Genomic DNA, 15,003 nt, shown 5'->3' on the forward strand with positions numbered 1-15,003 from the left:
ACAGGCGCGTCGAGTGCGTCAGACGCTTTCCTGTAGGAGGGCGGGGACAAGGAGTTCCGCGGTCGCGATGGCGCGCGCGGCCCGGTGCAGGGTCACTGTCCGGACCGCGCCGGTGTCGTCGCGCGACACGTCGGCCGTGATGATGCCGGCGGGTGTGCCCAGCCGGAGCAGAGTGGCGACCGGTCGATTCTCGGCCAGTTCGGCCGGGATCGTACCTGGTACGAGTGCGGCGGACGCAACCGCCACCGCGGAGGTGAGGCCGATGGCCGGGTGCGGAGCGTGCATGGACAGCATGCGGACGGCGATGTCGTAGTCGGTCGCCGCGATCCGCTCGCCGAGGGACGTCACGTAGTCGCCGGGACGTGCGACGACGCCCACCTTGGGGACGGAGTGGCTGACGGGATCGTGCGGGGCGGCCAGGCCCATCCGCAGCGCGGCGGCGCGGCGCAGGCGGGTCAGGACGGGGACCAGGGCGGCGAACGCGTCGACCGACTCCAGGGCGTCCGAGCCGAGGGCCGCCGCGTCCGCGAGTACGGCGGGGGCGCCCGCGTCGACGAGGGTGACGTCGATCCCGTACGCCGGGTCCGATCCGTACGCCGGGTCCGCGTGCGATCCGTCCGCCGCGCGCAGACGGTCGACGCCGTTGCCGGTCGGCAGCAGCGCGCCGGTGGTCGCGCCCGCCGGATCGCGGAAGCCGAGCGCCACGGGGACGCCCGGCGCGTGTGAGCCCGGTACGGTCGCGTCGCCCAGCTCCGGCACCACGCCGCCGGGGGTGGGCACGGTGGCCGACAGCCGTACGCCGGTGTTCTCGTTGCGCATCTCGACGGTGGTGGTGGGGTGGACGGCCTTCGCGAGACCGGTCCGCAGCGCGTACAGGCCCACGGCGGTGGCGCAGTTTCCGCAGTTGCTGGCCCATTCGACCCCCGCCGTACCGATGCCGACCTGTGCGAAGAGGTAGTCGACATCGACGCCGGGCTCGGCGGACGGCCGGACGACCACCGCCTTTGACGTGGTGGATGTCGCCCCGCCGACGCCGTCGATCTGGCGCGGGTCGGTCGCGCCGAAGGCCGAGGCGAGGACGGCGCCGAGCCGGCCGTCCGGCCCGTCGGTCACACCTGCCGCGCGCAGGTCGTCGGCGTCGAACACCCAGCACTTGCTGGTACCTCCGCGCATGAGTGTTGCCGGCAGCCGCAGCACGAAGCCCTCCCGTCGCTCTGAACGCCCGGTGACGATCTCCGGGCGACACCGAGCATGCGCGTGCGACGACTTCAGTACAATCTCGAAAAAATGGATGCCCCTTTAGAGGAACTTAAGGACTGTCTCATGCATCTCGACGTGCGCCGGATGCTGCTCCTCACCGAGGTCGCCGGGCGCGGCTCCCTCACGGCGGCGGCTCAGGCCCTTGCCTTCACACCGTCCGCGGTCTCGCAGCAAATCGCGAAGCTGGAGTCGGAGGCCGGTCAGCCGCTGCTCGAACGGCACGCGCGCGGCGTACAGCTCACCCCCGCCGGACAGGTCCTGGTCCGGCATGCCCAGCACATCGGCCGGCAACTTGACGCGGCGCGAGCCGAATTGGACGAGATCGCCGGACTTCGCTCGGGCGAACTGCGCATCGGCTCGTTCCCCACCGCTGGAGCTTCCCTGCTGCCTCGCCTCGTACAGCGCTTCGGGCAGGCCCACCCCAACGTCGAACTGATCGTCCGCAGCGCCGTCTTCGACGGGTTGCTCGCCATGCTGGAGAGCCGCGAGATCCAGCTCGCGCTCCTGTGGGACTACCACTGGCGGCGGGTCGACGACCCCTCTCTCGCCGTCACGCACCTGCTCGACGACCCCACCGTGCTGATCGTCGCCCGCGGCCACCGGCTCGCGGGCCGCGAATCCGTGGACATCACGGAACTCGCCGAGGAGAACTGGATCACCCGCGCCGACGAGCACCCCGTCGCCGACGTGCTCGCCAGAACGTGTCAGGCGGCGGGATTCCGCCCGACGGTCGCCTTCCACGCGCACGACTACCAGGAGGCCCAGGCCATGGTCTCCATCGGCCTCGGCATCGCCCTCGCGCCCCGCCTCGCGCTCACGAACCTGCTCTCCGGCATCGAGGTCGTCGCCCTCAGGCCGTCGGCCCCCACACGCCGCATCCTGCTGGCACGGCTGGCGGAACGCCGGCCGACCCCGGCGGAGAGCGCGGCGGAGGAGCTGTTCCGGGAGGTGTCGCGGGGCATCGGGACGGGTTACGAGGGGTAGGCCGGGGCCCTCGTCACCGTTGTCACTGGCCCACCCGTCCGTCGATGCACTCGCGCAGCAGATCGGCCTGGCCGCAGTGGCGCGCGTACTCCTCGATCCGGTGCACCATCAGCTCCCGGACCGCGATCCCGTCCTTCCCCAGCCGCTTGCCGAGATCCGTGTGCCGGGCCAGCGCCGCGTCGGTCGCGGCCTGTTCGCGCGCCAGCGTGGTGTACGCGGCGTCGACCTCGGCCTGATCGCCGACCGCTCCGTCGAAGTCCGCGTCGCGCTCGCCGTACAGCTTCGGCAAGGGATCGGCCTCGCTGATCCAGTTGAACCAGTCCCGCTCCACCTCGGCGAGATGGCGAAGAAGCCCGAGCAGCGACAGCGTCGACGGCGGAACCGAGCGACGCGCCAGTTGCTCCGCGTCCAGGCCCTCGCACTTCATCCGCAGGGTCAGGCGGTAGTTCGTCAGGAAGTCGAGCAGCGTGGCGAGTTCGCCGTCCGGACTGGCTCCGTCGTTGTCGCGGGGGTCGTCGGCGGGGTCGGCCCACATGTCGGGGTGGACGGTCGCCTGGGTCCAGCGTGCTGGTTGGTCACTCATGGGTGCCATGTTCGTCCGTGCGGGCCCGAGCCCGCCAGCTCTTTACGGTTGCGCGGCGTCACCACGGCGGCCTCGGTGACTTTGCCATTCCTTTACAACCCGCCTCGTGCCTGCCTCGTCTCTCCCGTCGATCTGTAGGCCCGCCCCCCATCACCGGGGCAGGCGGACGACGAAAGAGAGCGATTCATGCGTCGAACTGTCCTCAGTGCCATGGCACTCGCGAGCACCGCCGTGCTGGCGAGCGCGGTGCCCGCCTTCGCCGACGGGGCGACCCCGAGCCCTGCCACCGCCACGCCCTCCGCAGTCCCCTCCGACGCCCCCTCGCCCGCCCCCTCCCAGGCGGTGCCGTCGCAGGCTCCGGGCGGCGAGCCCACTCGGGCCGAGAAGCCCGGCCAGGTCGCCGTCGTACCGGAGGGGGCGCCCGACACCGGTGCCGGGCCGGTGTCGGCGGATGCCGGCGCCGACGGCGCGCTGATCGGTACCGGCGCCGCCGCCCTGTTCGCCGGCGGTGCGGCGGTCTTCGTCGTACGTCGTCGGCGAGCGACCGGCGCGTGACCCCGCTCTCCAGGCGCGCCTTCACCGCCGGGGCGCTGGCCTCGCTGCTCGTCGGCTGCGGCGGTGCCCCGAACGACGGCCGGGCCGACCGTACGCCGACGGCAGCGCCTCCTCCGGCCGCTGCCAAGAAGGCCAAGGCCCTCGGGCGTTCCGTCCCGGTCTCGCTCCGGATCCCCGCCATCGGGGTGGACACGCCCGTCATGCGGCTGGGGCTGGCGAAGGACGGCACCATGCAGGTGCCCCCCATCACGGCGCAGGACCGCGCGGGCTGGTACCGGCACTCGCCGACGCCGGGTCAGATCGGCCCGTCGGTGATCGTCGGCCATGTCACGGTCGGTACGTACGGTGACGGCGTCTTCCGGCGGCTCGCCGAGCTGGGCCGCGGTGACGAGATCACGGCGAGTCTGGAGAACGGCGCGACGGCGGAGTTCGCCGTCAGCGACGTGCGGAAGATCGCCAAGGCGGACTTCCCGGCGGACGACGTCTACGGGGACGTGGACCGTCCGGAGCTGCGGCTCATTACCTGCGGCGGCCGGCTCACCGGGGACGGCTATCTCGACAACGTGATCGTCTTCGCCACGCTGACGTCCACGAGCGGCCCCTGACCCGCCGTCCGGAACACAGGAGCCCGGACCGAGGGAACGTACGCCCCCGGTCCGGGCTCCTACTTCACGAGCTGTACGAGTTGTCCGAGCCGTACGAGCCGCAGCAACCCCACGCCTGCCCCCACGGCCATGGAGAGCGTTGAAACGGTCCCGCGACAAGGCAGCGTCCGAGCTGTTCGCCGCCCTCTACCCGCGCCTGGCCGGCTGGTGCCGCCGGCTGGTCGACGACGACGAGACGGCGCACGAGATCGCCTCGGAGGCGTTCACCCGGCTCTGGGCCCGGTGGACATCCGTGCAGGAGCCGCGCGGCTTCCTCTACGTCACCGCGGCCAATCTCGTCCGGGACCACTGGCGCAAACTGGAGCGCGAACGCAAAGCCATGCGCCGTATCACCTCGGAGGCCGCTGTCAGCCCGCACACCGAGCAGGCCGACCCGTCCGTCCGGCTGCTCGTACAGTCGCTGCCGGAACGCCTGCGCGTCCCGATCCTGCTGCACTACTACGCCGACATGCCGATCCGGGAGGTGTCCGTGCTGACCGGACGCAAGGAAGGAACCGTCAAGGCCGACCTCCACGCGGCCCGCGAACTGCTCCGCGCCCATCTGAGGAGAAGCCTTGACCACACGCGCTGACGACGGGCCCGAGTTCGACCCCGGCGACCCTCTCGCCGTCCTTCTGCGGCCGACCTCCGACTCTCTCGGTCCACCCCCGCGCCGGTACGAGGCGATCCGCCGCAACGCCGCCCGCCGCCGACTGCTCCGAGCCGCGGCCGGGGTCGGCCTGACGTGCGCCGCCGCGGCTCTGATCGCGCTGCCGTTCCACCTCGCGACGACGTCCGACGGACCCGCGCCCCCGACGGTCCCCCTCGCCCCACCCCCCGCGAGCAGTTCCCCGTCGGAGCGCACCTCACAGCCGTCGCCCGAACAAGTCACCCCCCGCCCCGCCGGAAGCGCCGAGCCCGACCGCTCTCCGTCCCCGCCCGGCCCCGACACCGAGACCGCCCCCGGCAGCCGCGCGCCGATGTCGACACCCAGCCGCGCCCCTGTCGAACCGTCCACGGTCCAGAGGGAGGTGGACCCGGCGGACCAGGCGGGCCCGACACCCGAGAGGCCCGTCGGCCCGTAGGGAACGCGGTCCCGGCCGGATCAGTGGCCCTTCACACCGCTCAGCTCGTTGGGAGCCTTCGGCAGCGGCGTCGAGGCCAGTCGTTCACCCGACTCGATGTCGATCGCCAGGAGCTTGCGGCTCGACGGGTCGGACACGTACGCGGTGTGGTCGCGCACGAACAGCGCCGGCCGTGGCTGCTGCCAGTCCAGCGGCTCCTGCCAGGAACCGAGCACGGAGATCCGCTTCGTGATCCTGCCCGTCTCCGGGTCGATGACATGGATCCTGCCGTCGATGCCGAGGACAAGTGCCTCACCGTGCGGGCCGCGGGCCAGTGAACGAAAGGTGTAGCTCGTGCCGATGTCGACGAGCCGCATCTCGCCCGATCCGGTGTCGATCAGCGACACCTGCTCCGGGCGCTCCAACTCGGCGTCCCTGTCCTTCTTGTAGTCGCCGAGGACGATCGGAGACTCGTCCGACCCGGCCTGGTTGCCGATCCGGCCGTACGCCGTGGGGCTCTTGACCTTGGTGATCGTGCCGCCCTTGTAGACGAGCACGCCGTCCTCGCAGCCGATGACGACCGCCTCGTCCCGCGCGGTGGCCTCGCCGTGGACGCCGGGGCACTCCTCGCTCCGGGCGATCTCCTCGCGGTCCTTGCCGAGTACGGTGATGCCGACCCGCTTCTCCTCCGTGCCGAGCGTGGTCACCAACTCGCCGTTCGCCAGCCGGATGGCGACCCCGTGGTGCGGGGCCGCGGAGTCGTACGTCGTGGTCTTCGGCCGGGTGTCGCCGAGTGCCGCGGGGTCGAAGACCGTGACCTCGCCGGTGCCGTCGGAGAACAGGACGGTCCGGCCGGCGTGGTGCACCACATGGCCCGGCTTGGAGCCCTTGAACTCGACGCCGGTGAGCCGCCGGCCGACCGCGTCCATGACCTGGAAGCCCGTCGCGGTCGAGACCATCACATGACGGTCGTCGCCTGCCGGGTTGACCCGGTTGAACCCCTTCAGGGGTATGTCCTCGGCGACCTTCAGCGTTTCGCCGTCCAGTACGTAGAGGCCACCGTCGTACGTCGCGACGATCGGGTCCTTGACCGGCTTCGCCGACGTGCCTGACGTATCGGACGACTTCTCCGCCGCGGTTTTGGACGTGTCGCCACCGCCGCACGCGGTGAGCGTGACGCAGGCGGCGAGAAGGACGGTGACGGCGATCGTCCCTCGGGTGCGTGATCCGTTCTTCATTACGTGGATTTCCTCTCGTGGGTCATTTCTCTGGTGGGTCATTCCGTGCCCAGGCCCATCGCTATGGCCCTGGTGTTGGCGCGCATCATTTCCAGATAGGTGGCGGCGCCCTTTCCCTTCTCGGTGAGGGATTCGGAGAACAACGGCACCACGTCGACGTCGATTTCGCTCTCGTGCCTCAGCACCTGGGCCAGCCGGTCCGGCTGGGAGGAATCCGCGAAAATGGCCTTCACGCCCGCCTTCTCGACGGCGGTGGCCAGGGATTCGAGGTCCGATGCGCTCGGCGACGCGAGGGTGGTCCCGCTCGGGACGACGGCGCCCACGATCCGGAATCCGAAACGCTCCGCCAGATATCCGAAGACATGGTGATTGGTCACCAACTGGCGGCGCTCCGCGGGTATTTCGTCGAACATCGCCCGCATCCAGGAGCTGAGTTCGGTGACTCTTTCCCCGTACACCGACGCGTTCTTCTCGACGGCTTCCCTGTCGGCGCCCTTCACCTGTTCGACGACCTGGTCCGCGATGACGTCGACGGCCTCGCGGACCCGCTCGGGGTCGGTCCAGAAATGCGGGTCCGGGTCGTTCGCGCTCTCGCCCGACGTGTAGGGGATCGGGTCGACGGCCTCCCCGACGGCCAGCGTGGCGACGCCGGCCTCCTGCGCGGCCTCGACATGCCGCAGTACGTTCTCCTCCAGCCCGAGCCCGTTGTAGACGACGAGATCGGCCTGTTCGACGGAGGCCGCCCGGGGAGCGGAGATACCGAACGAGTGCGGATCGGCGCCGGGCCGCATCAGCACCGTCACATCCGCCTCTTCGCCGACGATGTTGCGGGTGATGTCACCGAGGATGTTCGTGGTGACGACAACGGTGGGACGGTCCTGACCACCCGCCGTGCAGCCGGCGACACCGACACCGACACCGAGCGCCAACACGCAGAGCAGGGGCAGCAGGAGACGCGGAACGCGCGATCGGGTCGTCATCGTCCCGTCTCCACCATGTGCGTCGGGGCGAAGTCCAGCGGGAACGTCCGGGCGAGCCGGAGGCCGTCGTTGTAGTCAATCTCGTGGATCTTCCGTGCGGCGGCGTCATTGACGTACGCGCGAGAGGTGTCGATCTCGATGACGGCGGAATCGGCACCCTTCGCAAGGAGTTCCTTCCGCGCGGTGCGCTTCCTGGTCGCGATGTCGTACGCGGTGAGAGCACCGTCCTCGCCGAGTACGAGCAACGGGGCGCCTTCCCCGGCGGTGTTGGCGGCGACGACCGGACCGGTCCTGATCCGCGTCCACGCGCGGTCGGTGACATCGAGGACCCAGACCGCGTCGTCGCCGGACGTGGCCGCGAGCGTCGTACTGCCCGCCCGGTGACGGAAGCCGACGGCCCGCTCCCCGGCGCCGACCGGTTCGCCGTACGGGATCTTCTCGGCGCTGAACGTGCCGTTGTCCTCCCTCACCAGCAGCGCGCCGTCGGCGCATCCGAACACGACACCCCGGCGGGTGACCGCCTCGCCCCGTGCCCGCGCGCAGGGCTCCTTGAGGGAGGCGACGGGTGTTCCGCCACGGGTCCGGACGTCCACGGTGTCGCGCCCCGCCCCCGCCGCCACGACCAGCAGGTGCTCCTTGTACGGGACGACCGCTCCGGCGCCCGAGCCGGTCAGGGCCCGGCCGCGCGGGACGGTGCCGTTCTCCAGCTTCTTCCGGTCGAACAGTTCGGTGTCGCCCCCGTCGGAGGACACCGCGGTGACGGCCCGGTCGCTGTGTATGCGCGCGGCGTCCTGCCCGCCGATCCGGCCGACATGGCGGATCTCGGCCCGGTAGTAGTGCACGTGATCGCCGTGGTCCACCGTCCAGGTGCCGGAGTCGACGGCGTACGTCGCGTCGTCGGCGCGCAGATAGCCGAACCGGCCGTCGGTCCACAGCTCCCGGATGCCGTCGGTCCGCCGCAACGGCGTGATGCCCTCCGTGATCAGGTCGAGAACGCCGACCGCGCCGGTGCCTGCGTCGGCCAGTACGAGACGGGACTGCTGCTCGGAGGTCTCCTCGGCGCCCTCGACGTATCCATGTGGCGCTGCCGAGGTTTCCGACGTGGAGGAGGGCCGGGCGCCCCGGTCGTCCTGGCAGCCCGCGAGCAGCGCCGAGGTGGCAAGTGCCGCGCAGGACAGGGCGGTTGTGGTGCGGATCTTCCGGGTCTTCCTGCGTGTCATGACGGATGTCCGTATTCCATGTGCGGGCGGTCGGCCGTGGGTGTGGTGGCGGGCCGCGTGAACCGGCGGCGGAGGCCGGCGGCCACGGCGGCGAGCAGGGTGGAGAGCAGGAACTGGAGAACCGCCGTCGCGGCGATCGTCGCCCCGGCGGCGGTGCCGAGATGCCACGACAGCAACAGGCCGAGGAACGTCGCGCTCACCCCGAGACAGGCGGCCCCCGCGATGACCACCGGGATCCGCCGGGCCCAGGGCAGTACCGCCGCGGGCGGCGCGATCAGCAGACCGAAGACCAGCAGCGTTCCCACGATGTGGAACGACGCGACGATCGCGAGAGTGAGCAGGCCCAGCAGCGCCGCGTGCGCGGCGCGCGGCCTCAACCCCAGGGTGTGCGCCTTGCGTTCGTCGAAGGCCAGCGCGACGAACGGCCGGTGGCCGAGCACGGAGACCACCAGGGCCACGCCCAACGCGCCGACGAGGTAGGCGAGATCGGCCGGTCGGACCGCGAGCACGTCACCGAAGAGGAAGCCCGTCAGATCGACGGCGAACGACTCCGAACCGGAGACGATGATCACGCCCAGCGAGAGCATCCCCACGAACAGCAGCCCGATGCTGGTGTCTTGCGACAGCCGTGGCGACCTGCCGACGAGGCTGACGCCGACGGCCATGACCGCCGCGCTCACGGCCGCGCCGACGAGCAGATTGCCTCCCAGCAGGGAGGCCAGCGCGATGCCGGGGAGCATCCCGTGCGACATGGCGTCCCCGAAGAACGCCATGCCTCGGAGTACGACCCAGGTGCCCGCCAGGGCGCAGATCAGGGACACGAGGATGCCGCCCCACAGGGCGCGTTGCACAAAGGTCACCTCGAAGGGACCCACCAGCCATTCCATGGAGCAGGACACTACAATGAAAATGATTATCATTTCAAACTGCATGTAAGGAGTGCTCTGGAGATGCCGCGACACACAGGACTCGACGAGGTGTCGGCCGGCTACACGAACCGATCGGTGCTGCGCCGACTCACCGCGCGTGTACCGGCGTTCACCACGACCGCCGTCGTGGGGCCGAACGGATCGGGCAAGTCCACGCTGCTCGGGGTGATGGCCGGTGTGATCCCCGTGACGGCCGGAACGGTGGAGCACCGGACCGACAGGCGCGCGGCATTCGTGGTGCAGCGCAGCAGGGTGGCCGACGTGCTGCCGATGACCGTCCGGGACACGGTGGCCATGGGGAGGTGGGAGCGCCGAGGGCTGTGGAGGCGACTGTCACCGCAGGACCGGGAGGTCGTGGAGGCGAGCATGGACCGGCTCGGAATCGGCCCTCTCGCCGACCGGCAGTTGGGGGAGCTGTCCGGTGGTCAGCGTCAACGGGCGCTCGTGGCACAGGGGTTGGCCCAGGAGGCCGATCTGCTTCTGCTCGACGAGCCCACCACCGGACTCGACACGGCGGCGCAGCGGCTGATCGCCGACGTCCTGGCCGGGGCCACGGCGGCGGGGGTCACCGTCGTTCAGGCGACGCACGACCTGACGGCGGCACGGGCGGCGGGGCATGTGCTGGTGCTCCACGAAGGGCGCCTGTGGGGAGAGGGCGCTCCCGACGAGACGCTGACCGACGACGTCGTCGAACAGGTCTGGCGGCTGCCAGGACGTGTCTGACTCCCCGAGGCGCCGGAAGCGGGTCCGGGCGTTAGCGGGCGCGCAGGACCTTGCGGGTCTCGCGGTCGATCTGCCGCACTTCCCCCGTGGGTACGACGACCACCGGCACAGCAGCGTCGGGGGCGCTGACCAGCTGGGCGGCGGGTACGGCGTCCTCGGCGTCACCGGCGGCCTTCGGCACCCGCAGGTTGCCGCTGACGCCCAGGATGCCGAGCCCGGAACAGATCTCCTCGCGTACCTCCGGCTGGTCCTCGCCGATCCCGCCGGTGAAGACGAGCGCGTCGAGGCGGTCCAGGGACGCGGCCATCGCGGCGATGCCACGGCGGCAGTGGTGGGTGAAGACGTCCAGCGCCAGAGCGGCCCGGTCGTCTCCGGCGGCGCGGTCGCGCACGAGGTCGCGGGTGTCGCCGGAGGAGCCGGACAGGGCCAGCAGACCCGAGTGGTGGTTGAGGGCGTCGTCGATCTCGGGTGCTGTCAGGTTGTGCCGGGTCTGCAGCCAGGTCAGGGCACTCGGATCGACGGCGCCGCTGCGGCGGCTCATCACCAGCCCGTCCAGTGGGGTGAAGCCCATCGTGGTGTCGACGCTCACGCCGTCGCGTACGGCGCACGCCGAGCAGCCGCCCCCCAGATAGGCCATGACGACCCGCAGTTTCTTCGGCCGCTGTCCGAGCAGTTCGGCCGTGCGGGCCAGTGCCCACGCGTACGACAGGCCGTGGAAGCCGTAGCGCCGTACGCCGAACTCGCCGCGCCATGTCTCCGGCACGGCGAATTCCCGTGCCGCGGCGGGCAGTCCGGTGTGGAAGACGGTGTCGAAGCACGCGACGTGCGGCACATTGGGCAGCAGCTCACGGGCCGCGTCGAGGACGCGGAGGGCCGGCGGGACATGCGAGGGGGCCAGGTCGGCCGTGCGCTGAAGGGCGTCCCGGACGTCGTCGTCGACCAGGGTGTGCCGCCGCAGTTCCGGGCCGCCGTGCACGATCCGGTGCCCGACCGCCGTGGGTGCGGGCGCGTATCTGAGCAGGTCCCGGAGCTGGCCCGCCATGTTGTCGCCCGGTGCCGACATGTCGTCGTACGAGGCGAGGACCGTGCCGTCGTTCGCGAAGACGGTCAGATGCACGCTGGACGACCCGGCGTCCGCCACCAGCACGGGTTCACGCTCACGATCGGCCACGACGTGCCCTTCCTCTCGGCTCTTGCCCTTCGGCTCTCTTCCCGGACCGCGCGTCAGCCCGCGTCGCCGGTGGCGCGGGCGGCCGGCAGCAGGGCGCCGATGTCGACCGGCAGCGCGGCGGCGATCTTGTTCATCAGCTCGGGCGCCAGAGCGGCGTCCAGCACCTCCAGCACGGCGGCCGTCTCACGGAGCGCCGCGTCCTCGGTCGTGCCCGCGCGGTCCGCGACCCGGCCCGTGAAGACGATCAGGTCGAACCGTTCGCCGGATCCCGTGTCCCGCCCTTCCGCGGTGGCGAACTCAGCCGGCCGCCGCAGACAGGCAGCCAGCTCCGGCGGCAGCTGCGCGGCGACATGGCCGGCGAGCCCGGCCGGCAGCCGTTCGCCCAGCGTCCGCAGCACGGCCAGAGTCGCCCGCTCGGTGGATCCGCGGTCCGGCAGTCGGGCGAGTGCCTGAATCTTGCCGATCATCTCGTCGTGGTGCATGGCGTGATCCTCTCCGGGCGTCGCGGACCCCGGCGCCTGCCCCCGGTTCGGCGCACCGGCGCGCGAACGGGGGCCCTGACCAGGCCCTGCGCGGCAGCCACACACGGGCGGGCTTTCGTGGGCATCGGGCATGGCCCGCAGCCTCAGGGTGAGTCCGGGCCCGCGTTCCGGCAAGTTTGGGCCGTCGCCATTCGGCTACCCATGGAGGCGACCCGAGACGACCCGGTCGAGCCGAGGCGCCCCGTACCGGCGGGACAACGGGCCCACGACCGTGCAGGCAGGAGAGGCACCATGCGTATCGGAATCATCGGAGCGGGCCGGATCGGCTCGACACTCGCCCGGCACTTCGCCGGAATCGGCCACGAGGTCGCCCTCGCGAACTCGCGCGGACCCGAGACGCTGGCGGAGCTGGTCGCGGGCATCGACGGCCCCGTGCAGGCGGTCAGTACCGTGGAGGCCGCCCGGTTCGGCCAAGTGGTAGTCGTGTCGGTCCCCTACGGGCACATCGGCGATCTGCCGACCGGTGAGATGCGCGACAAGGTCGTCATCGACACCTGCAACTACTATCCGGAACGCGACGGCCACGACCCCGACCTGGACGACGACTCCACCACCTCCAGCGAGAAGCTGCGGAACGCGACGGACTCGAACCTGGTCAAGGCGTTCAACGCCATGTACTGGGAGACCCTGCGCGACCGCGGTCGCCCCAAGGGCGACCCGGCACGCCTGGCCGTCCCGATCTCCGGCGACGACGAGGAGGCCGTGGCCGTGGTCGCGGGTCTGATCCGCGACATCGGCTTCGACCCGGTGAAGGCCGGCCACCTCGGCGGGGGAGGACGCAAGCACCAGCCCGGCACCGACGTCTACGCCGTGGATCTGTCCGCCAAGGAACTGGACGCGCGACTGCACCCGGCCTGAGACACGGTCCCGGAGGTCTCCGGCCGCCGGTGCCCGCGGCCGTACAGCGCCATCAGGTGCCGTATCAGCGCGACGCCCGCGAGCACCGCCACCAGTGCGCACACCCCTCGCCATCCGGCCCGGCCGTAGGTCTGCACCCCGAGCCACGAGCCCGCGCTGCCGCCGAGGTAGGAGCACGTCATGTACGCGGTGTTGAGGCGGCTGCGGGCGTCCGGGCGCAGGGCCAGGACGCGGGCCTGGTTGGCCACCATGCCCGACTGCATCGCGACATCGAGCAGGAGCGTGCCGACGACCAGGGCGGCCAGCCCCGGCGTACCGCCCAGGTCGCCGGGGACCAGGACCGCGGCCGAGAGCAGGACCCCCAGCAGACAGACCAGGTTCACCGGGTCCGGCCCCCGGCGGTCCACCAGGCGGCCCGCGAGCGGGGTGCAGACCATCGTCGCCGCGCCGACCACGGCGAGGGTCCCGACCGCCTGCGCCCCCATGCCGTACGCCGGGCCGCTGAGGAGCAGCGCCGCGCACGTCCAGACGGCCGAGAACCCGGCGAAGACCGTCGCCTGGTAGAGACAGGAGCGGCGCAGCTCGGGTTCCGTACGCAGCAGCCGTACCGACGCGGCGAGGAGCACCGGATACGGCTCGCGCGAGGCCGGCTTCGTGACCGGCAGAGCACGGGCCAGGACCACGGCGAGCAGCAGCACCAGCACGGCCGCCACCAGATACGGAGCCCGCCACCCCAGCCACTCGCCGAGCGACCCGCCGAAGGTGCGGGCCAGCAGCATGCCGCCGATCGAACCGCTGAGCAGCGTGCCCATCACCGCCCCGCGACGCTCGGGCGCCACCAGCCCCGCCGCCAGCGGCGCGACGATCTGCGCGGCCACCGACGTGACACCGACGAGCGCGGCGGCGGCCACCAGCGGCGGAAGCGCGGGCGCGCAGCCCGCGAGGAGCAGTCCCACGCCGGTGAGCGCGAGCAGGGTGACGAGGAACGGACGGTGCGGAAGCCGGTCGCCCAGCGGCACCAGCAGGAAGATGCCGGTCGTGTAGCCGATCTGAGTGGCGGTCACCACGAGCGCGGCGGACTCGGGGGAGGTGTCGAGGCCGGCGGCGATCAGCGGGCCCACCGCCTGTGGGAAGTAGATGTTGCCCACGGCCATGCCGCAGGTCACGGCGAGGATCAGGACGGTACGACGATTCATGCGGGGCAGTCCACGGCATTCCCACCCGGCGGCCAACAGATGTAGCGTATGGCTTAATGATCAGCTACGAGCTGGGCGTCGAGGACCTGGCAGACACCCGGTTCGCCCTCTCGCCCCTGAACGAGACGGTGTTCAGCCTGCGGGTGCTGCGCGATCCGGGACTGTCGGCGCTGCATCTGCCGTGGCGCAGGTCGGTTCTTGAGGGGCTGGGCGGGGAGGCACTGGACACCGGTCTGCTGATGGCCCTGGTCGGCGACCGGCTGACCCTGCCCGATTTCCTGACGCCGCGCCCCACGAGCTTCGCCCCGTCCTTCGACGAGGAACTGGCCGCGGTCCGCCGGACCCCTGCCGCACTGGTCCGCCGCGACCTGGTCGCCGCCCACGCGCCGGGCCCGCTCCCCGACGCGCTGCGGGACGCCACCGCCGACGACGCGACCGTCGCCGCACTCCGCGACGCGCTCTGCGCACTCCTGCGGCAGTACTGGCACCTCGCCGTCGAACCCGCGTGGCCGCGGATGCGACTGCTGCTGGAAGCCGATATGACCTACCGCGCAAGGCAGTTGGCCGTCGGCGGCGCGCGCCTGCTGTTCGCCGACATGCATCCGAATCTGCGCTGGCACCACGGCGTCCTGCACATCGACAAGATGATCAGCCGGTACCACGTCGCGGCGTCCGGCCGGGGACTGCTGCTCGTACCGTCCGCGTTCGCCCACAAGCCCGCGCCGCCGGTCAGCGGCGAGGAACCGCCCCTGCTGGTCTATCCCAGCCGCGGCGTCGCCACGCTCTGGGCCCCGGCGCCCACCGCCGACGCACCGGCCCTCGTCTCGCTCCTCGGCGCGCCCCGCGCGCGACTCCTCCACCTCCTCGGCGAACCGCTCCCCACGGTCGAGATCGCCCGCCGATTCCGGGTGACTCCGAGCGCCGTCTCCCAGCACCTGCGGGTGCTGCACGCGACCGGACTGGTGACCAGGGCGCGCGACGGACGTCGGGTCCTGTACCGCCGCAGTCCGCTCGGTGACCAGCTGATCGGCTGAGCGGGGCTGTCGCGCAGTACCG

Annotated in this window: 17 protein-coding genes; 8 read left to right on the top strand and 9 right to left on the bottom strand. The window is 71.6% G+C overall.

The features are described from left to right. Nucleotides 1-18: 18 nt before the first annotated feature. Entirely contained in the window at nucleotides 19-1,197 is a 1,179-nt protein-coding gene (locus ACIBLA_RS34485; protein WP_399200884.1) for a PrpF domain-containing protein, read from the bottom strand. A 126-nt stretch (nucleotides 1,198-1,323) separates the two neighbouring features. Between ACIBLA_RS34485 and ACIBLA_RS34490 the strand changes: the two genes are divergently transcribed. Further along, nucleotides 1,324-2,244, top strand: coding sequence for a LysR substrate-binding domain-containing protein (locus ACIBLA_RS34490; protein ID WP_363244509.1), 921 nt, complete (start codon nucleotides 1,324-1,326; stop codon nucleotides 2,242-2,244). A gap of 22 nt (nucleotides 2,245-2,266) precedes the next feature. Here ACIBLA_RS34490 and ACIBLA_RS34495 read toward each other — a convergent pair whose 3' ends face one another. Continuing rightward, a complete protein-coding gene (locus tag ACIBLA_RS34495) occupies nucleotides 2,267-2,827 on the bottom strand; it encodes a DUF664 domain-containing protein (protein WP_363244510.1) in 561 nt (186 codons plus the stop codon). 186 nt (nucleotides 2,828-3,013) lie between these two features. On the opposite strand from ACIBLA_RS34495, the gene ACIBLA_RS34500 reads away from it, so the two are divergent. From ACIBLA_RS34500 to ACIBLA_RS34515, 4 genes are all read left to right on the top strand, one after another. Continuing rightward, nucleotides 3,014-3,382: a sortase-dependent protein gene (locus ACIBLA_RS34500; RefSeq protein WP_363244511.1), complete on the top strand. Its 369-nt coding sequence runs from the start codon at nucleotides 3,014-3,016 to the stop codon at nucleotides 3,380-3,382. Beyond that, entirely contained in the window at nucleotides 3,379-3,987 is a 609-nt protein-coding gene (locus ACIBLA_RS34505; RefSeq protein ID WP_363244512.1) for a class F sortase, read from the top strand. The genes ACIBLA_RS34500 and ACIBLA_RS34505 overlap by 4 nt, the downstream gene beginning before the upstream one ends. 139 nt (nucleotides 3,988-4,126) lie before the next feature. Then, the gene (locus ACIBLA_RS34510; RefSeq protein ID WP_363244513.1) at nucleotides 4,127-4,618 is read left to right on the top strand and encodes an RNA polymerase sigma factor; all 492 of its coding nucleotides are present in this window, start codon (nucleotides 4,127-4,129) and stop codon (nucleotides 4,616-4,618) included. Beyond that, on the top strand, nucleotides 4,602-5,111 hold the full coding sequence (locus tag ACIBLA_RS34515) for a hypothetical protein (RefSeq protein WP_399200885.1): 510 nt from the start codon (nucleotides 4,602-4,604) through the stop codon (nucleotides 5,109-5,111). The genes ACIBLA_RS34510 and ACIBLA_RS34515 overlap by 17 nt, the downstream gene beginning before the upstream one ends. Nucleotides 5,112-5,131: 20 nt before the next feature. Here the strand turns inward: ACIBLA_RS34515 and aztD are convergent, their stop codons facing one another. The 4 genes from aztD to aztB are packed head-to-tail and all read right to left on the bottom strand — an operon-like array spanning nucleotide 5,132 to nucleotide 9,415. Then, nucleotides 5,132-6,328 carry a zinc metallochaperone AztD gene (aztD, locus tag ACIBLA_RS34520; protein ID WP_399200886.1) on the bottom strand — a complete coding sequence of 399 codons (1,197 nt, stop codon included), beginning with the start codon at nucleotides 6,326-6,328 and terminating at the stop codon, nucleotides 5,132-5,134. A gap of 38 nt (nucleotides 6,329-6,366) precedes the next feature. After that, nucleotides 6,367-7,308, bottom strand: coding sequence for a zinc ABC transporter substrate-binding protein AztC (aztC, locus tag ACIBLA_RS34525; protein WP_399200887.1), 942 nt, complete (start codon nucleotides 7,306-7,308; stop codon nucleotides 6,367-6,369). Then, the gene (locus ACIBLA_RS34530) at nucleotides 7,305-8,528 is read right to left on the bottom strand and encodes a hypothetical protein (protein ID WP_399200888.1); all 1,224 of its coding nucleotides are present in this window, start codon (nucleotides 8,526-8,528) and stop codon (nucleotides 7,305-7,307) included. The genes aztC and ACIBLA_RS34530 overlap by 4 nt, the downstream gene beginning before the upstream one ends. Then, the gene (aztB, locus tag ACIBLA_RS34535; protein WP_399200889.1) at nucleotides 8,525-9,415 is read right to left on the bottom strand and encodes a zinc ABC transporter permease AztB; all 891 of its coding nucleotides are present in this window, start codon (nucleotides 9,413-9,415) and stop codon (nucleotides 8,525-8,527) included. The genes ACIBLA_RS34530 and aztB overlap by 4 nt, the downstream gene beginning before the upstream one ends. A 63-nt stretch (nucleotides 9,416-9,478) precedes the next feature. Between aztB and aztA the strand changes: the two genes are divergently transcribed. Beyond that, complete coding sequence (aztA, locus tag ACIBLA_RS34540) at nucleotides 9,479-10,180, top strand: zinc ABC transporter ATP-binding protein AztA (protein ID WP_363244519.1); 702 nt, start codon at nucleotides 9,479-9,481, stop codon at nucleotides 10,178-10,180. Between the two features lie 31 nt (nucleotides 10,181-10,211). Here aztA and ACIBLA_RS34545 read toward each other — a convergent pair whose 3' ends face one another. Together ACIBLA_RS34545 and ACIBLA_RS34550 are read right to left on the bottom strand one after the other, a co-directional pair. Next, on the bottom strand, nucleotides 10,212-11,351 hold the full coding sequence (locus ACIBLA_RS34545) for an acetate/propionate family kinase (RefSeq protein WP_399200890.1): 1,140 nt from the start codon (nucleotides 11,349-11,351) through the stop codon (nucleotides 10,212-10,214). Nucleotides 11,352-11,404: 53 nt separating this feature from the next. Beyond that, a complete protein-coding gene (locus ACIBLA_RS34550; RefSeq protein WP_363244521.1) occupies nucleotides 11,405-11,833 on the bottom strand; it encodes a DUF2267 domain-containing protein in 429 nt (142 codons plus the stop codon). A 291-nt stretch (nucleotides 11,834-12,124) separates the two neighbouring features. On the opposite strand from ACIBLA_RS34550, the gene ACIBLA_RS34555 reads away from it, so the two are divergent. Beyond that, nucleotides 12,125-12,751 carry an NAD(P)-binding domain-containing protein gene (locus tag ACIBLA_RS34555; RefSeq protein WP_363244522.1) on the top strand — a complete coding sequence of 209 codons (627 nt, stop codon included), beginning with the start codon at nucleotides 12,125-12,127 and terminating at the stop codon, nucleotides 12,749-12,751. On the opposite strand, the gene ACIBLA_RS34560 is transcribed toward ACIBLA_RS34555, so the two are convergent. After that, nucleotides 12,697-13,947, bottom strand: a complete 1,251-nt coding sequence (locus ACIBLA_RS34560) for an MFS transporter (RefSeq protein WP_363244523.1) — start codon at nucleotides 13,945-13,947, stop codon at nucleotides 12,697-12,699. The two genes, ACIBLA_RS34555 and ACIBLA_RS34560, sit on opposite strands and share 55 nt — an antisense overlap. A 56-nt stretch (nucleotides 13,948-14,003) precedes the next feature. Here ACIBLA_RS34560 and ACIBLA_RS34565 point away from each other — a divergent pair, with 56 nt between their 5' ends. Next, nucleotides 14,004-14,981 (top strand): helix-turn-helix domain-containing protein, encoded by a 978-nt coding sequence (locus tag ACIBLA_RS34565; RefSeq protein WP_399200891.1) that lies wholly within the window; start codon nucleotides 14,004-14,006, stop codon nucleotides 14,979-14,981. Nucleotides 14,982-15,003: the final 22 nt, after the last annotated feature.

It is taken from the genome of Streptomyces sp. NPDC050433 (assembly GCF_044458565.1).
Taxonomy (GTDB): domain Bacteria; phylum Actinomycetota; class Actinomycetes; order Streptomycetales; family Streptomycetaceae; genus Streptomyces.